Raw genomic sequence first — 24,852 nt, forward strand, 5'->3', positions numbered from 1 at the left:
TCACCGGTACCCAGGCCAGGCTAACCGTTCGTCACGGCGAGGTGAAGGGTCGCGACCTCAGGCCGGCTGGGCCTCGCGGGAGACGGCGCGGGGCGCGGCCCCGGCATGGTGGCGACCGACGCGCGGGAGACCCGGTCGGCCTGCTCCGCGTTCGCCCGCGCGGCGGCCCGCCGGACGTTGCCGGGGACCGACCGCGGACGCTCGGGCAGCAGCAGCGGCGGAACCGCACCGCCGGTGCGCCGGACGGCGCGGCTCTTCCGCAGGTAGGCCCAGCCGCCGCGGGCGAGCCGGGAGCCGCGCTGCACCGCACCGGCCTCGGGCATCGCGTCGCCCGCGCCGGCCTCGCGGGCCGAGATGTGCCGCAGCCGGGCCAGCGCGGCGGGCAGCCGGCGCAGCGCGACGGAGCGGCCCTGCGGGGACAGCGCGACCTTGGTGAGGAAGCTGCCGAGCCCGATCGAGTAGCCCTCCATCTGCGAGGCGAGCGCCTGCTGGTCGGGGCGGTGGTGGTGCCACAGGTAGGCGCCGGGCGCGTAGCCCAGGACGTGCCCGGCCAGGATCATCCGGACCAGGAACTCGCAGTCCTCGCCGCCATGGGTGGGGGTGCCGGGACCCATCGCCTCGTCGAAGCCGCCGACCGAGCGGGCGGCCGCGGCGCGCACCGCGAGGTTCGCGCCGATGCCGAACAGGCCGGGCGCGAACGGGAAGATCGGCGAGTCGGCGGGCGGGTCGTCGAGGGAGAACCGGCGCGCGGTGAAGCCCTTGTTCCAGGCGAGTGCGACGTCGGCGGCGCGCTCCTCGGCGCTGCCCAGCCGGGCGGCCAGGACCGGGCCGGACACGCAGGCCAGCTCCGGATCGGCGGCGAACGCGCCGGCCAGCCGGGACGCCCAGGCCGGGTCGACCTCGGTGTCGTCGTCGGTGAAGGCGACGATCTCGGTGCGGGCCTCGGCCAGGCCGCGGTTGCGGCCGACCGACGCCCCGCGACGGGCCTCCCGGACGTAGCGCACCCGGGACGAGCCGGCCGCGGCGACGACGCGCTCGGTGCACTCGTCGTCCGGGTCGTTGTCGACCACGATCACCGACAGCGCCGGGTGGTCGGAGGCGAGCACCGCGGCCAGGCAGCGGGCCAGCGAGTCCGCCCGGTTGCGGGTCGCGATCACCACGGTGACCGGGTCCGCCGCGACCGGCGCGCGATCGACGGTGCCGGCCGGGCCGAGGGTGGACATCGCGGTGTCGAGCTCGGCCGCGGCGGCCCGGCCGCCGCGCAGCGGCACCGTGACCTGGCCCTGCGGGGTGCCGCCGACCGTCACGAGCAGACGGGCGGCGCCGAAGCGCGGATCGACCACCAGGTCGCGCGCCGGGGCAAGCCGGTCCAGCTCGCCCACCCAGGTCGGTTCGTCCGGTGTCGTCGCCATGTGACCATGGTGCAAGTGACTCGCTGTGACGACGCTGAGATGCGGCACGGTGTCGCTGTCACGCTGGTCACGGGAACAGACCGGACCCCTCCGCGGTTGTGGTTGACGTATCAACTGAATGCGGAGGGAGGCCGGACCGATGAACCTCGAGACCCTGCCCTGGACGGCCGGCGAGGCGACCGCACCCGCCGTCCGGTGGGAGCGCGCGACGTACCTGTTCGACTCCGGCGACCACGTGTCCGCGGCCCGGCTGCTCGCCGAGCTGGCCGACGCCGAGCCGGACGCCACCGCCGTCCGGCTGCTGCTGGCCCGGGCCTACTACCACTCGGCCCAGCTCGGCCGCGCCGAGTCGGTGCTGCGTGAGCTGCTGGAGCGGACCCCGTCCGACGGGTACGCGCACCTGCTGCTCGGCCGCACCCTGCAGCGGCGTTCCCGGCACGACGAGGCCGCGCCGCACCTGCGGCTGGCCTCCGCACTCGGGAGCTGACAACCGGACCGCCCGCGCGCGACCATGCGCACGGGCGGGTCCGTCGTCCGGCCGGGACCCTGCGTCAGCCGGGCTCAGCCGGGCTCAGCCGGGCTCAGTCGGGCTCGGCCGGGCTCAGCCGGGCTCAGTCGGGCTCGGCCGGGCTCGGCCGGGCTCAGTCGTCGAGCGAGTAGATGCGGACCCACTCGATCTCGTAGGTCGCGGGCTGCATGTTCCCGCCGTAGAAGTTGTCCAGCTGGATCGTCAGGTGCCCGCTGGGCATGTCCTGGATGTTCTGCCTGCCGCCGCCGGCACCGCCGGAGAAGCTGAACCACTCCTCGCCGTCGATGAAGCCCTTGACGTGGTCCGGGGTCCACTCGAAGCCGATGTTGTGCCACTCGGTGAGCGGTTCCCCGCAGTCCTGCTCGCGGACGAACTCCTGCTGCACCGGGCCGGGCGCGTGCGGGTAGTGGATGAACGCCTCGACGCAGTCCTCGCCCGGCGCCATGTTCTCCAGGAAGTCGTACTCGCCGTCCTGCGGCCAGCGGTTCGACTCCGGCCAGATGATCAGCAGCGGGTGGTACTGGCGGCCGTTGTTCGGCCCGTTCTCCTCGGACCGGACCCGGGCCTCCCAGCGGCCGTACTGCTGGTTGAACCGCGACGCGATCCAGGCCGAGTCGCCGTTCGCGAGGCCGGTCTGGACGAGCTTCTCGCCGTCGACCGTGGAGCGGCTGGCGCACCGGCCGCCGTTGCCGTCGTGCCCCGGCCAGCACTCGCCGGCGTGGTGCCAGCGCTCCGGGTCCGGCGGGCCGACGTAGTCGAACTCGTCGGACGCCGGGAGCGGGGTGCCCCAGCCGTGCCGCTCGGCCGCGGTGTCGGCGGGCTCGTCGGCCGGGTCCTGGGCGGGGTCGGCGGTGGGGTCGTCGGGGTCCTGCCCGGCCGCGGGCTCGTCGGCCGGGTCGGCAGCCGGGTCGGCGGGCTCGGTGGCCGGGTCGGCCGGATCGGCCGGGTCCGCCGGTTCGACGGCCGGGTCGGCGGGCTCGGTGGCCGGGTCGGCCGGATCGGCCGGGTCGGCCGGGTCGGCCGGGTCGGCGGGCTCGGTGGCCGGGTCGGCCGGATCGGCCGGGTCCGCCGGTTCGACGGCCGGGTCCGCAGCCGGATCAGCCGGACCCGCGGGCTCGGTGGCCGGGGCCGCAGGCTCGGTGGCCGGGTCTGGGTCAGCCGGATCCGCGGGCACGGTGGCCGCAGCCGGATCAGCCGGATCGGTGACCGGGGCCGGATCAGCCGGATCCGCGGGCTCGGCGGGCTCGGCGGCCCCCGAAGCCGGTTCGGCGGGACCCGGGGCCGGGTCCGCAGCCGGATCGGGACCCGCCGACTCGGCACCCCACCGCCAGGAACCCCCACGCAGCGCCGACGCCGGGATCCCCGACTCCGCGCCGTCACCGGACCACTCCCCGGACACGGCGGGTGTCCGCTCCGGCTGGGCAGCCGCCCCGTCGGCGAAGGCCATCCCGCCCCCGGTGAAGGCGAGAACACTCGCCGTCACCACCGCCGTCGTGCCGATCACTGTGCGTCGTGCGAGTCCGCGCCTCATGGCTCCGATCCGTCCCCGTCCGTGTCCGGCTTGTCCGATATGGCGGACGCTATGTGCGGACCGCACCCACCGACCACGCGAGCCACCCGACGGTGCGGTGACCCCACCCGGACGGGCGTCCCCCGATCCGCGGCCGCGGCGGCCCATGGCGTCGGTGAGCGGTCGCCGGTGCGGGGCGGACGGGAACCCGGGGACCGGGGTGAACGGTTGTGAACGGCGGGAGGCACGTGGTGGAACCCGTCCGGGTGGACGCCGCTGCGCCGTGCGTGACCGGACCGGCGGGCCGGCTCAGCGGGCGGCGGTGTCCCGGCCGGGCAGCGTCTCCGGCGCCCGCCACCACACCAGCGCCGCGACCAGCGACAGCACGCCGGTCACCGCGAACGCCGGCCCGTACCCGGCCCCCTCGGCCAGGGCGCCCGCGATCAGCGGCCCGGTGATCGCGCCGAGATCGGCCGACATCTGGAACCCGGCGAGCACCGACCCACCGCGGGCGCGGTCGCCGATCACGTCGGCCACCGCCGCGTTCAGCGGCGGGTTCAGCATGCCGCTGCCCAGCCCGGCGACCAGCGACAGGGCCAGGAACAGCCACGGCGACGCGGTGTAGCCGAGCAGTGCGGTCGCCGCACCGGACACGGCGAGCCCGGCGATCAGCGGTGGTCGCCGCCCCAGCCGGTCGGCGATCCGGCCGCCGGGCAGCAGGGTCAGCGCGTTCCCGGCGGCGAACACGGCGAGCGCGACGCCACCGAAGGCGTCCTCGCGGCCCAGCGACTCGACCACCACCAGCGGCACCAGCGCGATCCGGACGCCGAACACCGTCCAGCCGTTCGCGAAGTTCCCCACCAGCGCCGCCCGGTAGGCCCGGTGCGGCAGCGCGTCCCGGAACCGCGCGCTCGGCGCCGGTTCCTCCGTGGCCGGTCCGTCCGGGCTGCGCAGCAGCCATCCGCCGACGGCGAGCACCAGCACCAGCAGCCCGGCGTAGACGAGGAACGGGGCGCGGACGTCGATCGCGGCGAGCGTGCCGCCGAGCAGCGGGCCGGCGATGTTGCCGAGCAGGAACCCGGTCGCCCAGAGGCTGGTGGCGCGCCCGCGCAGGTGCGCCGGGGCGAGCCGGACCAGCAGCGACACCGCCGAGATCGTGAACATGGTGGAGCCGATCCCGGCGACCAGCCGCAGCGCGATCAGCTGCCAGTAGGCCGTCGCGAACGCCAGCCCGCCGGTGGTCACGGCGACCACCGCCAGACCCCACACGAACACCGGCAGCTCGCCGAACCGGCCGACCACCGTCCCGGACAGCGGCGCGAACACCAGCCGGGAGAACGCGAACACGCTGATCACCGCGGACGCGGCGGTGATCCCGACGTCGAACGACCGGACGAACGCCGGCAGCACCGGCGCGACCAGCCCGAACCCGATGGCGATCGCGAACGAGGCCCCGACCAGCACGTGGATCTCGCGGGGCAGGGCGGCGCCGCGCGCCGGTACGCCGGGGACGCGGCCGTCCTGCTCGACCACGATCCCCCCTGTTCCCCGGTACCCGTACCGACGGTACGCCCGGGCCGGAACCCGGGCCGCAACCGGTACCCGGCCGTCCGGAATGGTGTCGGTGTGGAGCACGAGGAGATCGCCCGGGCGGCCCGGCTCACCGGGCCGGAGGGGACCGCACTGCTGGACCGGCTGGCCGGCACCGACCGGTCCGGTGCGGCGGCGCTGCGGATCGGCACCGCGCTGCGCCGCGAGTACGACGCCGCGCTGGTCGCCGACGCGATGGCGCTCGCCGACCTGCGCGACCGGGCCGCCGCCAAGTTCGCCCGCGCCGGGTCGATGTGGTTCACCCGGGACGGGCTGGAGCAGGCGTCGTCGGAGGTGATCGCCCGGCACCGGGCCGCCCGCTACCGCGGCCGCGGCCGGCTGACGGACCTGTGCTGCGGGATCGGCGGGGACGCGATCGCGCTCGCCGACGGGCGCGAGGTGACCGGCGTCGACCTGGACCCGGTGCACCTGTGGATGGCCCGGCGCAACGTCGCGGTGCACGGAGGGACCCTGCACCCGGTGCGGTGCGACGTGCGCGACGCCGACCTGTCCGGGACGGACGGGGTGTTCGTCGACCCGGCCCGCCGCTCGACCGGCGGGCGGATGCGCACCGGCGACTCCGAGCCCCCGCTGGACTGGTGCGTCGGGCTCACCGAGCGGACCGACGCCGTCGGGATCAAGGCCGCGCCGGGCGTCGACCACGCCGCGGCGCCGCCCGGCTGGGAGCTGGAGTTCGTCGCGCTCGGCCGGGAGCTGAAGGAGGCCGCGCTGTGGTCGCCCGCGCTGGCCGGGGCGCGGACCAGGGCGACCGTCCTGGACGCCGACGGCACCGCGCACGCGCTGGCCGGCGAGCCCGATCCGGACGACGGCGACACCGGCGTCCCGGTCGTCGAACCGGGCCGCTGGCTGCTCGACCCGAACCCGGCCGTCACCCGGGCCGGGCTGGTGACGGCGCTGGCCGGGCGCACCGGGACGTCCCGGATCGACCGGCGGATCGCCTTCCTGACCGCCGACGACGAGCCGCCCGGCACGCCGTTCGCCCGGACCCTGCGGGTGATCGACTCCCGGCCGTGGGACCAGAAGCGGCTGCCCCGGCTGCTGCGCGAGCTCGACGTCGGCGCGGTGGACGTGCGGCGCCGCGGACTGGCCGGCGACGTCGACGCGCTCGCCCGGCGGCTGCGCGGGCGCGGATCGCGGCGGGCGACGGTCGTGATGACCCGGGTCGGCGACCGGCCGTGGGGCCTGGTCTGCGTGGACCCGTGAGTCAGCCGCGGCCGGGGAAGTAGATGAACTCCAGCGCGATGCCGTCCGGGTCGCGGAACTCCAGCGTCGCGTAGTCGGTCGGGTCGGTCCGGTCGACGACGCCCTCGTGCGGCACCGACAGGGTGTCCAGCCAGGCCGCCCAGCTGTCGAGCGTGTCCCGGGTGGCGACGCCGAACGCGAGATGGTCGAGCGCGCCGCGGTCCGGGCCGCCGTCGCCGCCGGTCGGCGCGTGCAGCTCGATCATGACCCCGGTCGCCGAGTCGAGCAGCAGGGCGGCCTTGTCCGGGTCCGGCACCGGATAGCGGGCGCCGCCGACGCCGTGGTGCGGGAAGGTCATCGGCAGCCGCTGCAACCCGAGCACCCGCTGGTACCAGGTCGCGCTCGACTCCACGTCGGACACGACCGCCGACACGTGGTGGAAGCCGGTGACGGCCGGTCGTTCGATGCCCGCACCCATCGGCACCTTCTCCTCGTCCGGCCGTCACGTACGGCCTGAAGTCAATCGGTCGGGCCGACCCCGTGTCCAGGTCCGCGCCGCTGCACATGATCGACCGTGCCCGTCGGCAGCGCCACGGCGCCCTCCCCACCGGGTGCCCAGCGGGCGCCGAGCGCGCGCAGCAGACCCAGTGCGGCGACGTTCGACGCGGTGGTCCGCGCGACGAGCGGTCCACCCGATCCGGGCCCGGCCGTGGCCGTCAGCAGCCGGACGGCGGCCGTCCCGGCGCCGCGGCCGCGCGCCCCGTGGGCGAGCCAGATCCCGAACTCGGTGCCGTCCGGGCCCGGCTCCAGGCGCACCGCACCGGCGGCGCGGCCGTCCACCCGCACCACCCAGGTGCGTTCCACCGGGTCCGGCCCGAGCGACCGGCGCCGGTGGAACGCGAGGAAGCCGGAGCGCAGCCGGTCGTCCCAGACCGCACCGGGCCCGGCGGGCATCACCTCGCCCGGGTCCGCACCGGCGACGGCCGCGTCGAGCAGCTCCGCGAGCCCGCGCTCGTCGAGCGGGTCGATCCGCACGTCCACGCCGACCATCATCGCCCGCCGGGCGAGCGGATTGCCGCCGCCCGTGCCACGGTCGGCGCTGTGACCGCGAGCGTCGAGGTGCCGGAGTCGATGCGGTGCAGCGTGCTGCGCACCGCCGGAGAGCTGGAGGTGCAGGAGCGGCCGGTGCCCCGGCCGGGGCACCGGGAGGTGCTGGTCCGGATCGCCGCCGTCGGCACCTGCGGCTCCGACGTGCACTACTTCCGGCACGGCCGGATCGGCGGTTTCGTCGTGCGCGATCCGCTGGTGCTGGGGCACGAGCCGGCCGGCCGGATCGTCGCGGTCGGCACCGGGGTGGACGCCGCGCGGATCGGGCAGCGGGTGTCGCTGGAGCCGGGCGTGCCGTGCCGGCGCTGCCGGTACTGCCACACCGGCGCCTACAACCTGTGCCCGGACATGACGTTCTTCGCGACCCCGCCGGTGGACGGCGCGTTCGCCGAGTACGTCGCGATCGCCGACGACTTCGCGCATCCGGTGCCCGATCACGTCTCCGACGACGCCGCCGCCCTGCTGGAGCCGCTGTCGGTGGCGCTGTGGGCGCACCGGCGCGCCGGGACCGGGCCCGGGTCGCGGGTGCTGGTCGCCGGAGCCGGCCCGATCGGGCTGCTCGTCGCCCGGGTCGCCGCGGTGCAGGGGGCGACCGAGGTGCTGGTCAGCGACCCGGACGCCGGACGGCGCGCGCTCGCCGGATCGTTCGCGGCGACCGCGGTGCTCGATCCGGCCACCGACGACGCGGCCGGGACCGGCGTCGACGTGTTCGTCGACTGCTCGGGGGTGGCCCCGGCGGTGCTCGGCGGGCTGGCCGCGGTCCGGCCGGGCGGGACGGCGGTGCTGGTCGGGATGGGCGCCGACGAGATGACGCTGCCGGTGTCCGCGCTGCAGTCCCGCGAGATCACCCTGACCGGCACGTTCCGCTACGCGAACACCTGGCCGGCCGCGGTCGCGCTGGCCCCGTCGATGGACCTGGACCGGCTGGTGACCGGGCACGTCGACCTGGACCACGTCGGCGACGCGCTGGACCCCGGTCCGGCGCAGGTCAAGGTGATGGTCCGGCCCTGACAGACGTGTGCGGCCCGGCACCACCCCCCGGTGATGCCGGACCGCACACGGTGCGACCGGGTCCCCCACCCGGTCGTGGATCATCGGACGGATCAGGGCTGCGCCCGGCGCAGCACCAGGTATCCGCCGACCACCGACAGCGCCGCGAGGATCAGCGGGTAGCCGGCGAGGAGCAGGATCGTGGGCGTCTCCACGAAGAACGCCCCGAACGAGCGCCACGCGTTCTGCCAGGTGATGTACATGACGACCGCGGCCACCACGGCGAGCATCCCGACGCAGACCGCCCACACCCCGGTCTGGCCCCAGCGCCGGAACACCGCACCGATCGCGAGGAAGAGGAACGAGATCGCCACCAGCGGCACCCAGTAGGCGAGCACCTGCAGGAGCAGGTTGGACTGCGCCATGAAGCCCATCTCGAAGAACTGGACCTGTAGCCCCCAGCCGCCGGTCCACCGCTCGACGTGCAGCAGCAACGTCAGGATCACCGCGCTGAACAGCGTCTCGGCGGCCACCAGCAGCGAGGTGCCGAGGTAGAAGTGCCGCCGGGTGATGCCCAGGCTGAGCGCGAACGGCATGACCTGGGTCATCAGCGCCAGGTAGGTGCTGGCCGTGATGAAGTAGAACGACGACAGCGCGCCGGTGAAGCCGCTCGCCTCCTCCCCCACGTTGGCCCGGATCACCCACCAGATCGCCTGGTGGATCACGAAGACCGCGGCGAGGATCAGCCAGGCCCCGCCCACCCGGTCCCGGACGGCGACGGTGCTGAGCCGGGCTGCGGCGAGCACCCGGTCGGCGCCGGAGAACACCGGCTGCGACGTCGGCCCTGCGGTGGCGGCGGTCATGACAGGACCTCCCGGTCGAGGCGGACTCCGGAGTTCTGCTGGGTGGTCCGGACGACGAGCTGCTGCAGCGAGACCGGCTCGAACGACAGGTTCGGCTCGGAGCTGGCCGGGCGGGCGCCGGACAGGGTGACCCGCAGGAACCCGCCGAGCTGCTCACGGTGCAGCTCCACGTGGTCGCGGGCGAACCGCTCGACCGTCTCGACCGGCCCGGTGACGACGATCGCGCGGCCGCGCAGCGCCTCGGCCTCCTCGTCGATCAGCACCCGGCCCTTGTCGATCAGCACCACGTGCTCGATCAGGTCGGACACCTCGTCGATCAGGTGCGTGGAGAGCACGACGGTGCGCGGGTGCTCGGCGAAGTCGGCGAGCAGGTGGTCGTAGAACATCTGCCGGGCGACCGCGTCGAGGCCCAGGTACGGCTCGTCGAAGAAGGTCAGCGGTGCCCGCGAGGCGAGTCCGATGATCACCCCGACCACCGAGTGCTGGCCGCGGGAGAGCTTCTTGCAGGCCCGGTTCAGCGGCAGGCCGAACTCCTCGACCAGCCGGTCGGCGAACGCCTGGTCCCAGTGCGGGTAGACGTGCGAGGCGGCGGTGAGCACGTGCTGGCCCTTGTAGTCGTCCGGGTACTTCAGCGACTCCCGGATGAAGCAGGTGCGGGCCAGCGCCCGTGCGTTCTCGTAGGGCTGCTCGCCGAAGATCTCGGCGGTGCCCGACGTCGCGAAGTTCTGCGCGGTGAGGATCTGCATCGCGGTGGTCTTGCCGGCGCCGTTGCGGCCCAGCAGCCCGTGGATGCGGTTCTCCTGCAGGGTGAAGCTGACGTCGTCCAGCGCGGTCACGTCGCTGTAGCGCTTCGTGACGCCGTGCATCGCGGCGGCGATCACGCTCATCGGTCGTCCCCCCAGACGTCGATCATCTTCTTGAGCTGCTCCGCGTCGATCCCGATCTTGCGGGCCTCGATCACCAGCGGTGCGATGTACTGCCGGGCGAAGTCCTCCCGGCGGCTCTCCAGCAGCCGGGTCCGCGCCCCCTCGGCGACGAACATCCCGATCCCCCGTCTCTTGTAGAGGACACCCTCGCTGACGAGCTGGTTGAGCCCCTTGGCGGCGGTCGCCGGATTGATCCGGTGGAACGCTGCCAGCTCGTTGCTGGACGGGACCTGGGTCTCCTCCGGGTAGGTCCCGTCCACCACCGCGGAGGCGATCTCCTCCGCGATCTGCACGAACAGCGGGCGACCGTCGTCGTTCACGGCGACCTCCCGGTGTTGTAGTGCGATGGTTCATTAGTCATGTAATGAACCATAGAGCCGAAGAACCCGGCCGTCCAGTCCGGCTTCTATTTCTGTTCTGACTTATATAAGCTGCAGCTGCATGTGCTCGACGCGCCGGCTGCGCGGCTCCTCGTCGCAGCGGCTCGACGTACTCGGCACCGGACCGGCCCGCGACCGCAGGAGGGAACCCGGATGAACGACCTGCTCGACGCCCACGAGATCCACCGGCGAGCGCGCGACGGCGGTCCCGGCGAGGCCGTGGCCCGCCCGCCGGAGCAGCTGTGCGTCCTGCCGGGCGACCGGTGAGCGCCGCGCCCGGCCCGGCCGGGGAGGTCCGCCGCGGGCCCGACGGCCGGGACCGGCTGGTGTTCCGGCGCACCTTCCCGGACCCGGTCGCCGAGGTGTGGTCGGCGATCACCGACCCGGTGCGGTGCGCCCGCTGGTTCGGCACCTGGACCGGCGACGCCCGGCTCGGCGGCACCGTCGCACTGAGCCTGACCAGCGACGAGGACGGCGGCGGGCCGCCCGCCGAGACGCTGGTCACCGAGTGCGATCCGCCGCACCGGCTGGCGGTGCGGGTCGCCGAGGACGACGGGCCCGGGTGGGAGCTGTCGGTGTCGCTGGAACCCGGCGCCGGCAGCGGCAGTGATGCCGGCACCGTGCTGCACTTCGAGCAGGTGCTGCCCGCCTCGTTCAGCCCGGCCGACGCCGGGCCGGGCTGGCACTGGTACCTGGACCGGCTGGCCGCCGTGCTGGCCGGCGGGCCGATGCCGGACTGGGCGGCGACCCTGGCCGCGACGGCGCAGCACTACCCGCGCTGAGCCATCGGGACGGCCCCGCGGAACCGCAACCCGGTCGCCGGGACCCGCCGGAATCCTGAACACTGGCGGCACCCGGGGGCGGCGACACCGTCCCGCGCCACCGGAGCGCCCACGGGGTGGAACGACGGGGGCCCGATGAGCGACACCGAACCGGCCTGGCGGAGTGCCGTCGAGCTGACCGCCGACCTGGCCGCGGGCCGGGTCTCGGCCGTCGAGCTGACCGACGCGGCGATCGCCCGGATCGAGCGGCACGACCGGACGCTCAACGCGGTGTGCGTGCCGGACCTCGACCGGGCGCGCGACGCCGCCCGCGCCGCCGACGCCGCACTCGCCCGCGGCGAACGGCGGCCGCTGCTCGGCGTGCCGATGACCGTGAAGGAGTCGTTCCACATGGCCGGACTGCCCTCCACCTGGGGCATCCCGGGCCACGAGAAGGCCGTCCCGGACACCGACGCACTGGCGGTGCAGCGGGTACGGGCCGCCGGCGCCGTCGTCCTGGGCGCCACGAACGTGCCGCTGCACCTGGGCGACCTGCAGAGCTTCAACGACGTCTACGGCACCACCGGCAACCCGTGGGACCCGGACCGCACGCCGGGCGGATCGTCGGGCGGGTCGGCCGCCGCGCTGGCCGCGGGCTACGGGACGCTGTCGCTCGGCTCGGACATCGGCGGATCGCTGCGCAACCCGGCGCACAGCTGCGGCGTGTACGCGCACAAGCCGTCGCTCGGCCTGCTGCCGCTGCGCGGGCACACGCCGCCGGGGCTGCCGTTGCTGCCCGCCGAGCACGATCTCGCGGTGATCGGGCCGATGGCGCGCACCGCCGCGGACCTCGCCCTGCTGCTCGACGTGCTCGCCGGGCCGGACGAGCTCACGCACGGCATCGCCTACCGGCTCACCCTCCCGCCGGCCCGGCACACCGAGCTCCGCCACCACCGCGTCCTGGTCCTCGACGGGCATCCGCTGCTGCCCTGCTCGGCGGACGTGCGGGCCGCGATCGACGCGTTCGCCGAGGCGCTGTCCGGGGCCGGGGCCACGGTGCTGCGCGACAGCCCGCTGCTGCCCGACCAGGCCGGGGCGGCCCGGGTGTACATGCGGCTGCTGGAGTCCGGCCTCGCCGCGGGGTACCCGCCGGACGCCTACGAGCGGGCCCGCGCCAGGGCCGCCGAGCTCGCCGACGACGACCGCGGCCTGGCCGCCGAGCGCGTCCGCGGCGCCGTGCTCGGCCACCGCGACCGGGTCGCGGCCGAGCAGCACCGGGCCGGCGTCCAGCAGGGCTGGCGGGAGCTGTTCGCCGAGGTCGACGTCGTGATCGCGCCGGTCGCGCCGACCACCGCGCACCCGCACGACCACAGTTCCCCGGCCGGGCGGCTGATCACCGTCGACGGCGCCGGGTACCCCTACTTCGATCAGCTCGCGCTGGCCGGCGTCGCCACCCTGCCGGGCCTGCCGGCGACCGCGCTGCCCGTCGGCCCGGCCGCCGACGGGCTGCCGGTCGGGGTGCAGGCGATCGGCCCGATGTACGGCGACCGCACCACCCTCGCCTTCGCCGAGCTCGTCGAACGGGAGTTCGGCGGGTTCCGCCGGCCGCCACTGGACTGCTGAGTTCACACCCCGTGGCCCCGGTTCGCACCCGCCGCGACCGGTGCGAACCGGGGCGACGGGGTGCGATCAGCCCGTGCGGCCGGCGCCGCGCGGCGCCGGCCGCATCGCCACCGCGAGCAGCAGGCAGCCGGCCGCCAGCAGCACCCCGTGCGCGATCCGCAGCGCCGGCGGCCCGAAGAACTGCGGCAGGTACCCCACCAGCGCGACGGCGAGCAGCACACCCCCCCGGTCCCCCCGGTCCGGCGCGGCGCACCGCCACCGCCACCGCGATCCCGGCGACGGCCACCGCCAGCAGCCCGGCCAGGAACGTCGCGGCCGCGTACGGGCCCAGCCGGACGCCCTCGGCGAGCGCCGCGGCCTGCGCCTCGCCGACACCGGAGCCCGGCAGGCCGATCCGCTCCAGCGCGTAGGCCTCCGCGCCGTAGTACGGCAGCACGAGTGCCGCACCCGCCCCGGCCGCCAGCAGCGCCACCCAGCCGGCCCGCTCCCCCGGCGTGCCGCGCAGCCGGGCCCACACCGCGGCGAGCCCCGGCACCAGCAGCGCGAACCCGACCACCCCCAGCAGGTGCGACGGCACCCACAGCGGCTGCGCCCACACCTGCGGTCCGTCGGTCCACGGTCGCAGCGCCGGATACGCGGCGAACGCCACCCCCGCGCCGCCGAGCGCCGCGAGCCCCCATCCCGTCCGGTCCATCCCGATCCCCCTCGTCGTAGTGACGAGAGCAACGCTCTCACCACGGAGCAGAAGTCACAAGAGCATTGCTCTTCTTTCGGACCGTTGCTTCACGACAGGGGCGGTGGTCTACGGTGCGGGGGTGAACGCCTCCCGCACCGCCCGCGAGCGCGCCCGGGCCGAGCTGGTCGCCGAGATCACCGCGGCCGCCCGCCGCCAGCTGGCCGACACCGGCGCTGCCGCCCTGTCGATGCGGGCGGTGTCCCGCGAGCTCGGCATGGTCTCCTCGGCGCTGCACCGCTACTTCCCGACCCGCGACGACCTCCTCACCGCGCTGATCGTGCAGAGCTACGACGCGCTGGCCGACGCCGTGGAGGCCGCGGTCGACGGCGTGCCGGATCCGGTCGACCGCTGGCGCACGCTGGCCCGTGCGGTGCGCAGCTGGGCGCTCGCCAACCCGCACGAGTACGCGCTGATCTACGGCTCCCCGGTGCCCGGCTACCGGGCCCCGGCCGACACCGTCCCGGCCGCGGCCCGCGGCATCGCACCGCTGGGCAGGCTGCTCGCCGACGCGCACTCCGCCGGCCTGCTCACCGTCGACCCGACACCGGTGCCGCCCGGCCCGGCCGACGACGCCGCGCGGCTGCGCGCCGCACTGCACACCCCGGACCTGCCGGACGGGACCCTGCTCGCCGTGATCACCGCGTGGACCGGGCTGTTCGGGCACCTGTCGTTCGAGCTGTTCGGCCAGTTCGAGAAGGTGCTGGAACACCGCGACACCGCGTTCGACGCGGCCGTCGAACGGCTGGGCCGGATCGTCGGACTGCACGTCTGACGGTCCGGCCCCGGCTCAGCCGCCGGACCGGAACCGGTCGGGCAGCCGGTCCCGCAGCCGGTCCCAGCGCTCCCACCAGGCCGCGAACCCGCCCTGCTCGGCCCGCACCACCAGGGCCAGTGCGGCCACCGCCACCAGGACGGCCAGCAGCAGGTCCCCGAACGGCCCGAGCCCGCCGCGGCCGGTGCCCATCGACGCCGCCGCGGTGCCGACCGGCGGCAGCCAGGACCGGGTCCCGGTGACGACCAGGAAGGTCAGCGCCGCGATCAGCGCGGCGCCCTCGCTGCGGAACAGCGGCCGGGCGAACACCGAGCCGACCGCCGCACCGGTGATCCCGCAGGCCAGGTGGGCGAGCATCCCGTCGAGCAGGCCGCCGGTGGTGGCCGTGCCCCAGGCCGCGACCACCCCCCACACGACGGCGACCAGGCCGAGCGCCGCGATCCCGGCGGTCGCGGCGAGCAGCACGCCCGCCGCCACCGGGAGCGGCCCGCCCGCGGCGGACAGGGTGACCGTCCGCGCGACGTCGTCCTCGGACTCGGCGAGCGCGTGCGCGAACCAGGCCCCCACCGGGTAGAGCAGCAGCGCGCTCGCCGCCCACGGCTCGGGCAGCGGGCCGGCGTCACCGGAGAACAGGAACGCGACCACGCCGACGTAGAGCACCGCCGGGGCGATGAACCGCTCCGAACGGGCCAGGTCCTCGCCGAGCAGCATCGCCACCGCGACGGCCGACCGGGCCCGCCTCACCACTGCGGCTCCACCGGTCCGCGGGGGCGGCGCGGCGACTCCGGTGCCGCGGGCTCCCGGGGCGGGCGGGACGAGCGGGGCGGGCGGGGCGGGCCGTCCAGCACCGACGGGCGGCGGGACGGGCCGTCAGCCAGCGGGTTGTCCTCGCGGGGCGGACGGGCCGGGCCGTCCGCCGTCGACGGGTCGCCCGGCCCGGCCGACGCCGGGTTCTCCCGGCGGACCGGCCGGACCGACCGCACCGCACAGCCCGCGGCCAGCGCGGCCATCAGCCAGGCGTCGCTCTCCGGGGCGGGCACCCGCACGGTCAGCCGCCCCGGCGCCGCCGCCTCCACCCGGGCGGGCGGCAGGCTCTCCAGCACCGGCCGGGGGTCCCCGGCGCAGGCCAGGTCGAGCCGCATCACCGAGCCGGGCGGCGGCGCCGTCCGCAGCGGCACCGAGTCCGGGTCGGAGGCGGCCGCCAGCCGGCCGTGCCGCAGCCGGTGCAGGCGGGCGCCGGCGAACCCGGCGGCGGTGCCGGTGCGGTCGGTGAGCAGCAGGCCGCCGGACCGCTCGGCCAGCAACCGGGTCAGCACGTCGGCGGCGTCGTCGTCCAGCCCGGACCACGGCTCGTCGAGCACCAGGACATCCGGGTCGCAGGCCAGCGCCTGCACCAGGCCGATCTTCTGGGCGTCGGACCGGGACAGCTCGGCCATCGGCTCGTCGTCGGCGCCGGCGTAGCCGAGCTCCTCGAGCAGCTCGTCGGCGCGGTCACCGGCGTCGTCCGGGTCGATCCCGCGGATCCGGGCCATGTGGTCGAGCCAGCGCCGGGGCGGCAGCTTCATCCGGGCCGGGAACCGGTCGGGCAGGAACCCGACGACGTCGGGCCGGTCCTCGATCTCGCCCGCGGTCGGGACGATCGCGCCCGCGGCGACCCGCAGCAGGGTGGTCTTGCCGGCGCCGTCCGGCCCGCGCAGCACCGTCGGCGCGGCCGGATCCACGACCAGGTCGACGCCGCGCAGCGCGACGATGCCGGACGCGTGGGTGTGGTGGATGCCGACGAGGCGCACGACCACCTCCACCTGTCCGTCCGTCAGCTGGCTGCCGATCAGGTTCGCACAGCGGCGATCACCGGCCGTCGGCCGGTAGCACACCGGCACGCCCCGTGGTGGGACCGGCACGCGGGGCGTTCGTGATCACCCGTCCGCCGCAGTGACCGGGGTGTTCAGCGCGCGGCGGGCGCGTCCTTCTCCTGCACCCCGCCGCGTGCCCGGCGCTGCTGGACCTTCCGCCAGATCAGCCAGGCCAGCACCAGGGCGCCGAGCACCGCGACGATCTTGCTCAACGGCGACATGTAGCCCTCGACGACCTCCCAGCGCTCCCCGAGCGCGAACCCGAGATAGACGAAGAGCGCGTTCCAGACGGAGCTGCCGAGGGTGGACAGCGCGACGAACCGCAGCAGCGGCATCCCGGCGATCCCGGCCGGGATGGAGATGAGGCTCCGCACGATCGGGATGCAGCGGCCGCACAGCACGAACCAGTTGCCGTAGCGCTCGAACAGGTCGAGGCCCTTCTCCAGGTCCTTCTGGCTGGAGAGGATGAACCAGCGGTTCCCGGCCAGCCGGTGCACCCGGTCGAAGCCCAGCATCGCGCCGAGCGCGTAGAGCACGAGCGCCCCCGCGACGGCCCCCATCGTGGCCGCCGCCCAGACCGCGACCGGGTCCATCGCGCCGGTGGACGCACGGAAGCCGCCCAACGGGAGGACGACCTCCGACGGGATCGGCGGGACGACGTTCTCCAGGAAGATCAGCAACCCGATCCCGGCCGCCCCGAGCCGGTCCACGATGTCGAACACCCATTGCGTCACACACACCATGGTGCACGTGACGGGAAATCGGCGGGCGGGCCGGGCACGCTCAGACCTGGTCGCCCAGCTTGAAACCGCCCGCGGCGGAGTGCGCGAAACCGTCCGCGCCGACCGTCACCTGCGCCTCGCGGGCCTCGGTCCGCTCGGTGAGCGGCCGGGGGATGCCGTCCCGGTCGAGCACCGCCGATGCCTCGGCGTACCAGGACGGCACGACGGCGCCGCCCCAGAAGTCCCGACGCTGCTCGTCGTGCACGTCCCAGTGCACGACCGGATTGTCCGGGTCGCCGGTGTAGTAGTCGTGGGTGTAGATCTCGATCCGGTGCCCGTCCGGGTCACGCAGGTAGAGGTAGAACGCGTTCGACACACCGTGCCTGCCGGGACCGCGCTCGATCGCCTCCGGGCGGCGCAGCGCGCCGAGCCGGTCGCAGATGTGCAGGATCTGGCTGCGCTCCTGGGTGGCGAACGCGACGTGGTGCAGCCGCGGTCCGTCGCCGCCGGTCAGCGCCACGTCGTGCACGGTGGCCTTGCGGTGCAGCCACGACGCGTAGACCGTGCCCGCGGCGTCGGCGATGTCCTCGGCGACCCGGAACCCGAGGCCCTCGTAGTAGCGCTGGGCCGCGGGCACGTCCGGGGTGACCAGGTTGAAGTGGTCGATCCGGCTGATCGCGCCGGCGCCGTGCAGCTCGTAGCGGCGGGTGAACCGCTCGACGTGCTCGGCGTCGTGGAAGAACGACACCGGGAAGCCCAGCGGGTCGGTCACCCGGACCGTCTCCCCGGTCCCGCGGACCGTGCCCGCGGCGCACCGCTCGACCGGCAGCCCGAGCGCCCGGTGATGGGTCTCCGCCCGGTCCAGGTCGGCCGGGGTGCGCACCCGGTAGGCGAGTCCGGCGCAGCCCGCGACCGGACCGCGGCGCAGCACCAGGCTGTGGTGCAGGTACTCCTCGAACGCGCGCAGGTAGAGCGCGTCCGGCTCCTCGGCGGTGACGACCAGGCCGAGGACGTCGACGTAGAACCGGCGGGCCGCGGCGAGATCGGTCACGACGAGCTCGGCGTAGGCGGCCCGGATCACGTCCGGCGGGGCGGTGGTCGATGTGCTCATCTGCGGTCCCTCCGGTCAGCCCGCACCGAAGCGGGGGGTGTGCACCGGGCCGAGCGCCAGGTGCACCGCCTGCTCCCCGGTGTAGAAGTCGATCGAGCGGTGGCCGCCCTCGTGTCCCAGCCCGGACGCCTTCACCCCGCCGAACGGGGTGCGCAGGTCGCGGACGTTGTGCGAGTTCAGCCAGACCATCCCCGCCTCGATCGCCTGCGCGACCCGGTGCCCGCGGGTCAGGTCCCGGGTCCAGACGTAGCCGGCCAGCCCGTAGTCGACGTCGTTGGCGAGCGCGACGGCCTCGTCCTCGTCGTCGAACGGGGTGAGCGCGACGACCGGTCCGAAGATCTCCTCGCGGAAGATCCGGGCGTCCGGGCCGACGTCGGCGAACACCGTGGGTTCGAGGAAGTTCCCCTCCGGCAGGTGGGCCGGGCGGCCGCCACCGGCGACCAGCCGGGCCTCCTGCTTCCCGGACTCGACATAGCCGACCACCCGGGCGTGGTGCTCGGGATGCACGAGCGCACCGATCTCGGTCCGCGGGTCGGCCGGGTCACCGACGACGACCCGGCCGGCCCGCTCGGCGTAGCGCTCGACGAAGCCGTCGTAGACCCCGCGCTGGACGAGCACCCGCGAGCCCGCGGTGCAGCGCTCGCCGTTCAGCGAGAACACCCCGAACAGCGCCGAGTCCAGGGCGGCGTCGAGATCGGCGTCGTCGAACACCAGGACCGGGGACTTTCCACCCAGCTCCATCGACAGGCCCTTGAGGTTGGGCGCCGCCGCCCGGAAGATCTCCCGGCCGGTGGTCGTCTCGCCGGTGAACGAGATCAGCGGGACCTGCGGGTGCGCGACCAGCGCCGCGCCGGCCTGCTCGCCGATCCCGTGCACCAGGTTGAACACGCCGTCCGGCAGTCCGGCCTCGGTGACGATGTCCGCCCACAGGCTCGCCGAGAGCGGGGTGAACTCGGCGGGCTTGAGCACGACCGTGCAGCCCGCCGCGATCGCCGGGGCCAGCTTCCAGGACTCCAGCATGAAGGGCGTGTTCCACGGCGTGATCAGCCCGGCCACCCCGACCGGCCTGCGGTTCACGTAGTTGAGCTGGGTGCCGGGGACGGTGTACGCGTCGTCGCGCTGGGCGACGATCAGGTCGGCGAAGAACCGGAAGTTCTCCGCGGCCCGCCGGGCCTGGCCGCGGGCCTGGGTGATCGGCAGCCCGGTGTCGAAGGTCTCCCACTCGGCGAGGACGTCGGCACGGTCCTCGACCAGGTCGGCGATCCGGTTCAGCACCCGGGACCTGGCCCTGGCCGGCATCGTCGGCCACGGGCCGTCGGTGAACGCCTGCCGGGCGGCGGCGACCGCGGCGCCGACGTCGGCAGCGGAACCGGCCGCCGCGGTGAGGTAGGGGCGGTTGCCGACCGGTTCGAGGACCTCGAAGGTCGCGCCGTCGGCGGAGTCGCGGTGCTCACCGCCGACGAAGTGCCGCAGGTGCCCGGGCAGCCCGGCCGGCCGGGTCACCGGCCCGCCCCCGCCCCGGCGGGGGTGAGCAGAGCAGAGCCTGCCTCGGCGAGTGCCCGCACCCGGTCCCGGCCGGGCCCGGTGAGGCCGGTCAGCGGCGGCCGCACGTGGTCGCTCGCGATCAGCCCGCGCTCGGCGAGCAGCCACTTGACCGGCGCCGGGTTCGGCTCGGCGAAGACCAGGTCGACCAGCGGATGTGCCGCGTAGTGCAACCGGCGGGCCTCCTCGGCGTCGCCGCTGACGGCGGCCTCGTACATCCGCGCGACCGCGGTGGGGGCGATGTTCGCCAGCGCCGAGACGAAGCCGACCCCGCCCAGCGACAGCACCGGCAGGCACAGCAGCTCGATCCCGGACCAGACCATCAGGTCCGGCCCGGCGACGTGCAGCACGCGGGAGAAGTGCTCGAAGTCCCGGGTCGTCTCCTTGATCCCGACGATGTTGTCGTGCTCGCGGAACAGCGCGCCGACGGTCTCCGGCGCGATCTCGACCGCGGTCCGGGACGGCACGTTGTAGACGATCACCGGCAGGTCGGGGAACTCCCGGGCGACCGTGGAGTACCAGGCGTGCAACGCCTCCTGGGACGGCCGGGCGTAGTACGGGGTGATCACCAGCACGGCGTCGGCACCGGCGTCGCGGGCCGCCGCGGTGATCTCCAGGGTCTCGTCGAGCTTCGCCGAGCCGGTGCCCGGCACGAACGGCACCCGGTCGCCGACCTCCTCGGCCACCGTGCGGATCGCCGCGATCCGCTCGGCGGGGGTCTGCGCCGACGGCTCCCCGGTGGAGCCGCCGAGCGAGATGCCGTGTGAGCCGGCGGCCAGCTGCCAGCGGACCAGGGCGCGCAGGCTCGCGTGGTCCGGCTCGCCGGACCCGGTGAACGGGGTGACCAGTGGTGCGATCGATCCCCGGATGCGGGCCGGATCGTGGCGGAACCTCATCCCGGACCCTCCTCTCCCTCGGTCGTCTGCTCGGTTTCCGTCCGCCCGGCGTGCTCGGTGTCGTGGCGCTCGCGCCAGGCACCGGCGAGCGGGTACAGCCCGTCCAGGGCGGCGCCCTCGGCGACCCGCGCGGCGATCCAGGTCTCCTCGCGTTCCTGCCGCTCGGCGTCGGTCAGGACCTCGTCGAGCAGCTGCGGCGGGATCACCAGCACCCCGTCGTCGTCGGCGACGATCACGTCCCCGACGGCGACCGTCGCGCCGCCGCAGGCGACGGTCACGTCGGTCTCCCACGGCACGTGCCGCCTGCCGAGCACCGCCGGGTGCCGGCCCGCGGAACAGACGGGCAGGTCCAGCGCGGCGACGGCGGCGGCGTCCCGGACGGCCCCGTCGGTGACGATCCCGGCGGCGCCGCGCACCAGCGCGCGCAGCGCGAGGATGTCGCCGAGGGTCCCGGCGTCCGGGTCGCGACGGGCCTCCATGACCAGTACCTCGCCCGGACGCAGCCCGTCGACGGCCCGCTTCTGTGCGTTCTGGCCGCCACCGCGGGCGGCGAACAGGTCCGGCCGGAACGGCACGTAGCGCAGGGTCCGCGCGGTCCCGACCAGTCGCCGGCCCGGCACCAACGGCCGCACGCCGTCGATGCTCACGGTGTCGTAGCCGCGGCGGCGCAGCTGCACCGACAGGGTCGCGACGGCGACCCGGCCGAGCCGCTCGCGCAGCGCGTCGGTGAGCACCGGCGCCGGCGCGGTTCCCCAGGCGTCCGCCCGGGCCGCGTCGTCGGCCCGGGGCGGGGCGCCCCACGGTGCCAGCGGCGGACCCTCGACCACCTCGGTCCGCAATCGCCCGGTGCACACGGCGCCGTCCGCACTGCTCACCTCGACCTCGACCACCTGGCCGGGCCGGGCCACCGACGCCCCGGCGGGCGTCCCGGTGAGGACGACGTCACCCACCTCCAGGGTGAGCGTGCGGGACAGGTCGGCCACCAGGTGCCCGAGATCGAACAGCAGGGTGTCGCTGCCGCCGTCCTGCACCTCGACGCCGTCCAGCCAGGTCCGCACCCGCAACCCGGCCGGATCGAGCCCGGCCGCCGGGAGCAGCCGGGGGCCCAGCGGGGTGTAGCCGTCGGAGCCCTTGGACCGCAGGTTCGAGCCGCGGTCGGCGGCCCGCAGGTCCTGCAGGCCGATGTCGTTGGCCGCGGTCACCCAGCCGACGTGCGCCCAGCCGTCCTCGGGGCTGACCCGCCGGGCTGTCCGCCCGATCACGATCGCGATCTCGCCCTCGAAGGCGAGCAGCTCGGTGCCCGCCGGCCGCTCGACCACACCGGAGCCGGTCAGCGACGAGGCCGGTGCGAGGAAGTAGGACGCGACCGCCGGGGTGCGCCCGCGCTGGGCGGCCCGCGACCGGAAGTTCAGGTGGACGGCGACGACCTTGCCGGGCCGGTGGCCCAGCTCGGCGGTGACCGCGTCGGTCTCGTTCCCTTCCGGGGTGCTCACGTCGTTCCTCCTGTCCGGCCGATCCCGGCCGGGTCGCGGCGGGCGTGCTCGCGCAGGTCGAAGCCGGGGGCCCGCAGTTCGGCGGCCCGGGGCGGGTCCGCCGCCAGTACCCGGCGGGCCGCGACGTGCACGGCGGGCTGGTTCACCGACTCGACGGCGGCCAGCCGTCCCGCGCGCAGGTGCCCGACCGAGAACCGGCCGGTGTCCGGCTCGCCGAGCACGATCCGCTCGTCGCCCGGGACCGGCACCCCCGCGATCTGCAGGGTCAGCTCGCCCTGCCGGCTCCAGAACCACGCGGGCCCGGCCGGGCCGGGGTCCTCGCCGAGCACCGCGGCCGCGACCCGGCGGGCCTGGTCGGTGGCGTTCTGCACGGACTCCAGTCGCAACCGTCCGGTGCGGGCGCAGTCCCCGACGGCGTACACCGCGGGGTCGGCGGTGCGCAGCCGGTCGTCGACCAGGACGCCGTCGTCGACCGGGAGCCCGGCCTGCCCGGCCAGCTCCGTACGCGGTACCGCACCGACACCGACCAGCACCAGATCGGCCCGGTACCGGTGTCCGCCGGTGCCGACCACGCCGGTGACCCGGCCGCCGGCGCCGGTGAAGCGCAGCACCGACCCGCCGGTGTGCAGCACCGTCCCGGCCCGCCGGTGCACCTGCGCCACATGTGCCGCGACCTCGGGGGACGCGGTGCGCGACAGCGGGCGCGCCGCCGCCTCCAGCACCGTCACCGGCAGGTCCCGGGCACGGGCCGCGGCGGCGACCTCCAGACCGACGAACCCGGCGCCGACGACGACCAGCGACCGGCACCGTTCCAGCCCGGTCCACAACGCATCCGCGTCGGCCAGGGTGCGCAGGCCGTGGATGCCGCCCAGCTCGATGCCGGGTACCCGCAGCGTCCGGTTGACCGATCCGGTGGCGAGCACCAGTGCGTCGTAGCCGAGCACCCGGCCGTCGGCCAGCCGGACCGTGCGCGCCGTCCGGTCGAGGCCGGTCACCGGTACCCCGGTGCGCAGGGTGATCCTGCGCTCGGCGAGTTGACCGGTCGAGCGCAGCGGCAGCGGGCGTGGCGGTGCCGCCGCGGCGAGGTGTTCCTTGGACAGCGGTGGGCGCTGGTAGGGCGGCACCGGCTCGTCCCCGACGACGGTCACCGGACCGCGGTGGCCGCGCTCGCGCAGCGCCTCGGCCACCGCGATCCCGCCGTGCCCGGCCCCGACCACCACGACCCGCTGCTCAGACCTGGGTGCCGGGGACATCGACCTCCACCTCCCCGAGGCGGTCGCCGAGCACCACCTGGCAGCCGAGGCGGCTGCGCCGGTCGTCCCGCGGGGCGGCGGTGCAGTCGAGCATCTCGTCCTCGTCCGGCCCGACCGGACCGAGCGCGCCGAGGTAGCCGTCGCGGACGTAGACGTGGCAGGTGGCGCACATGGCCTGGCCACCGCACTCGCCGACGACCCCGGCGACGCCGTTCTCCACCGCGGCCCGCATCACGTTCGACCCGGCGTCGGCGTCGACGACGTCGGCGGGGCGGCCGCCGGGGTGGTGGTAGGTCACGCGGGGCACGGGGCCTCCCCGGCGCCGTCGCGATCCCACCGCACGGGGAGCCCGAGCACGCCCCGGAAGACCCAGCCGCCGATCGTGGCGGGGCGGTCCGGATCGGGCCGCAGGCCGGGCAGCCCGTCGAACAGCCGGGGCAGTGCGACGCCGACCACCGACGTCCGCGCGACCCAGGCGCCCGCGCAGAAGTGGTTCCCGCCGCCGAAGGCGAGATGCGCGGTCCGGGGCCGGTCGACGTCGAACCGGTCCGGGTCGTCGAACACCGCGGGATCCCGGTTGGCGGCCGCGACCACGATCCCGAGCCGGGCGCCGCGCGGGATCGCCATTCCGCCCAGCTCGGTGTCCCGGGTGGCCTCGCGCGGGTACATGCTGATCGGCGACACCCAGCGGACGGACTCCTCGAAGGCGTCCGACCAGCGCCCGTCCGCGCGCACCGTGGCGAGCTGGCCGGGCCGCTCCAGCAGCGCCCACACGGTGGTGGCGATCGCGTCGCGGGGCTCGTTCACCCCGCCGCCGATGGTCATCTTGAGGTTGGCCCGGACCGACTCGATCGGCATCCCCGAGCCGGCCAGCGCGGACAGCAGGGTCGCGTCCGGCTCGGCGCGCAGCACCCGCAGCATCTCGTCGACGGCCTCGTCGACCTCGGCGGACGACCGCTCGGCGAGCGCCCAGACGTCCGGGTCGTCGGCGTAGTTGCCGGTGCCGTCGATCATCGTCTGCGACCAGCGGAGCAGGTCGGCCGCGGTCGCGTTGCGGAAGCCGATGATCTGCCGCAGGTTCTCCGCGGCGTAGGGCGCGGCGAACTCCTGCACCAGGTCGGCGCCCGGCCCGGCCCGGCGCAGCCGCTCCAGGCAGGCGTCGGCGTTGTGCTCGAACACGGCCCGCCACTGCGCGGCGATCGCCTTCGGCCGGAGCACGCCGCCGTAGGCCCGGCGTTCGGTGTCGTGTTCGGGATCGTCCTTGCGGAGCATGCTGTGCCCCATCGAGCGCTTCATCAGCGAGCCAGCCTCGTCGGCGGTGAACCGTTCCTGGTCCAGCTCGACGGTGTGGCAGGCCGCGTGGCCGAGCACCAGATACCGGCCGACCGCGGGCACCCAGTGCACCGGGGCCTGCGCCCGCAACCGGTGGTAGATCGGGTACGGGTCGGCCCAGAGCTGCTCGATGGTCACCCCGTCGGCGGTCGGGACGCGCCGGGCGGGCGCTGCGTCCGTCGTCATCGTCGACCACGTCCCCTCGTCGGAATCGCTCTCCCGGACGAGTGTGTCCGCGCCCACCTACG

The 24,852-nt window shown here is 75.5% G+C and carries 25 protein-coding genes; 6 read left to right on the forward strand and 19 right to left on the reverse strand.

Going from position 1 to position 24,852, the window contains the following annotated elements:
- Positions 1-20: 20 nt before the first annotated feature.
- Positions 21-1,412: a glycosyltransferase family 2 protein gene (locus ACVJO7_RS22515; RefSeq protein ID WP_491674516.1), complete on the reverse strand. Its 1,392-nt coding sequence runs from the start codon at positions 1,410-1,412 to the stop codon at positions 21-23.
- 139 nt (positions 1,413-1,551) lie between these two features.
- Here ACVJO7_RS22515 and ACVJO7_RS22520 point away from each other — a divergent pair, with 139 nt between their 5' ends.
- Positions 1,552-1,899, forward strand: coding sequence for a tetratricopeptide repeat protein (locus tag ACVJO7_RS22520; RefSeq protein WP_344018221.1), 348 nt, complete (start codon positions 1,552-1,554; stop codon positions 1,897-1,899).
- Between the two features lie 154 nt (positions 1,900-2,053).
- Here ACVJO7_RS22520 and ACVJO7_RS22525 read toward each other — a convergent pair whose 3' ends face one another.
- Both ACVJO7_RS22525 and ACVJO7_RS22530 read right to left on the reverse strand, forming a co-directional pair.
- Positions 2,054-3,424, reverse strand: a complete 1,371-nt coding sequence (locus tag ACVJO7_RS22525; protein ID WP_491674517.1) for a glycoside hydrolase family 16 protein — start codon at positions 3,422-3,424, stop codon at positions 2,054-2,056.
- 336 nt (positions 3,425-3,760) lie between these two features.
- On the reverse strand, positions 3,761-4,984 hold the full coding sequence (locus ACVJO7_RS22530; RefSeq protein WP_491674518.1) for an MFS transporter: 1,224 nt from the start codon (positions 4,982-4,984) through the stop codon (positions 3,761-3,763).
- A 93-nt stretch (positions 4,985-5,077) separates the two neighbouring features.
- Here ACVJO7_RS22530 and ACVJO7_RS22535 point away from each other — a divergent pair, with 93 nt between their 5' ends.
- Entirely contained in the window at positions 5,078-6,265 is a 1,188-nt protein-coding gene (locus ACVJO7_RS22535) for a class I SAM-dependent methyltransferase (RefSeq protein WP_491674519.1), read from the forward strand.
- 1 nt (position 6,266) lies between these two features.
- Here the strand turns inward: ACVJO7_RS22535 and ACVJO7_RS22540 are convergent, their stop codons facing one another.
- On the reverse strand, positions 6,267-6,722 hold the full coding sequence (locus ACVJO7_RS22540) for a VOC family protein (RefSeq protein WP_344018231.1): 456 nt from the start codon (positions 6,720-6,722) through the stop codon (positions 6,267-6,269).
- A gap of 41 nt (positions 6,723-6,763) precedes the next feature.
- Complete coding sequence (locus tag ACVJO7_RS22545; RefSeq protein WP_491674520.1) at positions 6,764-7,285, reverse strand: GNAT family N-acetyltransferase; 522 nt, start codon at positions 7,283-7,285, stop codon at positions 6,764-6,766.
- A gap of 60 nt (positions 7,286-7,345) precedes the next feature.
- Between ACVJO7_RS22545 and ACVJO7_RS22550 the strand changes: the two genes are divergently transcribed.
- Positions 7,346-8,362, forward strand: coding sequence for an NAD(P)-dependent alcohol dehydrogenase (locus ACVJO7_RS22550; RefSeq protein WP_491674521.1), 1,017 nt, complete (start codon positions 7,346-7,348; stop codon positions 8,360-8,362).
- Between the two features lie 92 nt (positions 8,363-8,454).
- Here the strand turns inward: ACVJO7_RS22550 and ACVJO7_RS22555 are convergent, their stop codons facing one another.
- From ACVJO7_RS22555 to ACVJO7_RS22565, 3 genes are read right to left on the reverse strand one after another with little or no spacing between them, the layout of a single operon-like run.
- Entirely contained in the window at positions 8,455-9,204 is a 750-nt protein-coding gene (locus tag ACVJO7_RS22555; RefSeq protein WP_491674522.1) for a hypothetical protein, read from the reverse strand.
- On the reverse strand, positions 9,201-10,091 hold the full coding sequence (locus ACVJO7_RS22560; protein ID WP_344018240.1) for an ABC transporter ATP-binding protein: 891 nt from the start codon (positions 10,089-10,091) through the stop codon (positions 9,201-9,203). The genes ACVJO7_RS22555 and ACVJO7_RS22560 overlap by 4 nt, the downstream gene beginning before the upstream one ends.
- Positions 10,088-10,450, reverse strand: a complete 363-nt coding sequence (locus ACVJO7_RS22565; RefSeq protein WP_344018243.1) for a GntR family transcriptional regulator — start codon at positions 10,448-10,450, stop codon at positions 10,088-10,090. Before ACVJO7_RS22565 ends, ACVJO7_RS22560 begins: the two co-directional genes overlap by 4 nt.
- Positions 10,451-10,773: 323 nt before the next feature.
- Here ACVJO7_RS22565 and ACVJO7_RS22570 point away from each other — a divergent pair, with 323 nt between their 5' ends.
- Together ACVJO7_RS22570 and ACVJO7_RS22575 are read left to right on the forward strand one after the other, a co-directional pair.
- Complete coding sequence (locus ACVJO7_RS22570) at positions 10,774-11,292, forward strand: SRPBCC family protein (RefSeq protein ID WP_491674523.1); 519 nt, start codon at positions 10,774-10,776, stop codon at positions 11,290-11,292.
- A gap of 135 nt (positions 11,293-11,427) precedes the next feature.
- A complete protein-coding gene (locus ACVJO7_RS22575; RefSeq protein ID WP_491674524.1) occupies positions 11,428-12,894 on the forward strand; it encodes an amidase in 1,467 nt (488 codons plus the stop codon).
- Between the two features lie 66 nt (positions 12,895-12,960).
- Here the strand turns inward: ACVJO7_RS22575 and ACVJO7_RS22580 are convergent, their stop codons facing one another.
- A complete protein-coding gene (locus ACVJO7_RS22580) occupies positions 12,961-13,113 on the reverse strand; it encodes a hypothetical protein (protein WP_491674525.1) in 153 nt (50 codons plus the stop codon).
- Positions 13,114-13,709: 596 nt separating this feature from the next.
- Here ACVJO7_RS22580 and ACVJO7_RS22585 point away from each other — a divergent pair.
- Entirely contained in the window at positions 13,710-14,402 is a 693-nt protein-coding gene (locus ACVJO7_RS22585; protein WP_491674526.1) for a TetR/AcrR family transcriptional regulator, read from the forward strand.
- A 15-nt stretch (positions 14,403-14,417) separates the two neighbouring features.
- On the opposite strand, the gene ACVJO7_RS22590 is transcribed toward ACVJO7_RS22585, so the two are convergent.
- The 10 genes from ACVJO7_RS22590 to ACVJO7_RS22635 form a co-directional block, all read right to left on the reverse strand.
- Complete coding sequence (locus ACVJO7_RS22590) at positions 14,418-15,146, reverse strand: hypothetical protein (protein WP_344018253.1); 729 nt, start codon at positions 15,144-15,146, stop codon at positions 14,418-14,420.
- A complete protein-coding gene (locus ACVJO7_RS22595) occupies positions 15,143-16,204 on the reverse strand; it encodes an ATP-binding cassette domain-containing protein (protein WP_491674527.1) in 1,062 nt (353 codons plus the stop codon). The genes ACVJO7_RS22590 and ACVJO7_RS22595 overlap by 4 nt, the downstream gene beginning before the upstream one ends.
- Before the next feature lie 143 nt (positions 16,205-16,347).
- Positions 16,348-16,989 (reverse strand): DedA family protein, encoded by a 642-nt coding sequence (locus tag ACVJO7_RS22600; protein ID WP_491674528.1) that lies wholly within the window; start codon positions 16,987-16,989, stop codon positions 16,348-16,350.
- A gap of 49 nt (positions 16,990-17,038) precedes the next feature.
- Positions 17,039-18,088, reverse strand: coding sequence for a 3,4-dihydroxyphenylacetate 2,3-dioxygenase (hpaD, locus tag ACVJO7_RS22605; protein ID WP_491674529.1), 1,050 nt, complete (start codon positions 18,086-18,088; stop codon positions 17,039-17,041).
- A gap of 15 nt (positions 18,089-18,103) precedes the next feature.
- Entirely contained in the window at positions 18,104-19,591 is a 1,488-nt protein-coding gene (hpaE, locus tag ACVJO7_RS22610) for a 5-carboxymethyl-2-hydroxymuconate semialdehyde dehydrogenase (RefSeq protein WP_491674530.1), read from the reverse strand.
- Positions 19,588-20,526 (reverse strand): 4-hydroxy-tetrahydrodipicolinate synthase, encoded by a 939-nt coding sequence (gene dapA / locus ACVJO7_RS22615; RefSeq protein ID WP_491674531.1) that lies wholly within the window; start codon positions 20,524-20,526, stop codon positions 19,588-19,590. Before dapA ends, hpaE begins: the two co-directional genes overlap by 4 nt.
- On the reverse strand, positions 20,523-22,019 hold the full coding sequence (locus ACVJO7_RS22620; RefSeq protein WP_491674532.1) for a fumarylacetoacetate hydrolase family protein: 1,497 nt from the start codon (positions 22,017-22,019) through the stop codon (positions 20,523-20,525). Before ACVJO7_RS22620 ends, dapA begins: the two co-directional genes overlap by 4 nt.
- A complete protein-coding gene (locus tag ACVJO7_RS22625) occupies positions 22,016-23,272 on the reverse strand; it encodes an NAD(P)/FAD-dependent oxidoreductase (RefSeq protein WP_491674533.1) in 1,257 nt (418 codons plus the stop codon). Before ACVJO7_RS22625 ends, ACVJO7_RS22620 begins: the two co-directional genes overlap by 4 nt.
- On the reverse strand, positions 23,250-23,579 hold the full coding sequence (locus ACVJO7_RS22630) for a 2Fe-2S iron-sulfur cluster-binding protein (protein ID WP_491674534.1): 330 nt from the start codon (positions 23,577-23,579) through the stop codon (positions 23,250-23,252). Before ACVJO7_RS22630 ends, ACVJO7_RS22625 begins: the two co-directional genes overlap by 23 nt.
- A complete protein-coding gene (locus ACVJO7_RS22635) occupies positions 23,567-24,790 on the reverse strand; it encodes a cytochrome P450 (protein ID WP_491674535.1) in 1,224 nt (407 codons plus the stop codon). Before ACVJO7_RS22635 ends, ACVJO7_RS22630 begins: the two co-directional genes overlap by 13 nt.
- Between the last annotated feature and the right edge of the window lie 62 nt (positions 24,791-24,852).

It is taken from the genome of Pseudonocardia sp. DxW (genome assembly GCF_058448985.1).

What these genes read in the sequence shown, in the direction of transcription:
- ACVJO7_RS22515 (WP_491674516.1), bottom strand. Translation starts at nt 1,412, where the DNA reads ATGGCGACGACACCGGACGAACCGACCTGGGTGGGCGAGCTGGACCGG.
- ACVJO7_RS22520 (WP_344018221.1), top strand. Translation starts at nt 1,552, where the DNA reads ATGAACCTCGAGACCCTGCCCTGGACGGCCGGCGAGGCGACCGCACCC.
- ACVJO7_RS22540 (WP_344018231.1), bottom strand. Translation starts at nt 6,722, where the DNA reads ATGGGTGCGGGCATCGAACGACCGGCCGTCACCGGCTTCCACCACGTG.
- ACVJO7_RS22555 (WP_491674522.1), bottom strand. Translation starts at nt 9,204, where the DNA reads ATGACCGCCGCCACCGCAGGGCCGACGTCGCAGCCGGTGTTCTCCGGC.
- ACVJO7_RS22560 (WP_344018240.1), bottom strand. Translation starts at nt 10,091, where the DNA reads ATGAGCGTGATCGCCGCCGCGATGCACGGCGTCACGAAGCGCTACAGC.
- ACVJO7_RS22575 (WP_491674524.1), top strand. Translation starts at nt 11,428, where the DNA reads ATGAGCGACACCGAACCGGCCTGGCGGAGTGCCGTCGAGCTGACCGCC.
- hpaD (WP_491674529.1), bottom strand. Translation starts at nt 18,088, where the DNA reads ATGAGCACATCGACCACCGCCCCGCCGGACGTGATCCGGGCCGCCTAC.
- dapA (WP_491674531.1), bottom strand. Translation starts at nt 20,526, where the DNA reads ATGAGGTTCCGCCACGATCCGGCCCGCATCCGGGGATCGATCGCACCA.
- ACVJO7_RS22625 (WP_491674533.1), bottom strand. Translation starts at nt 23,272, where the DNA reads ATGTCCCCGGCACCCAGGTCTGAGCAGCGGGTCGTGGTGGTCGGGGCC.
- ACVJO7_RS22635 (WP_491674535.1), bottom strand. Translation starts at nt 24,790, where the DNA reads ATGACGACGGACGCAGCGCCCGCCCGGCGCGTCCCGACCGCCGACGGG.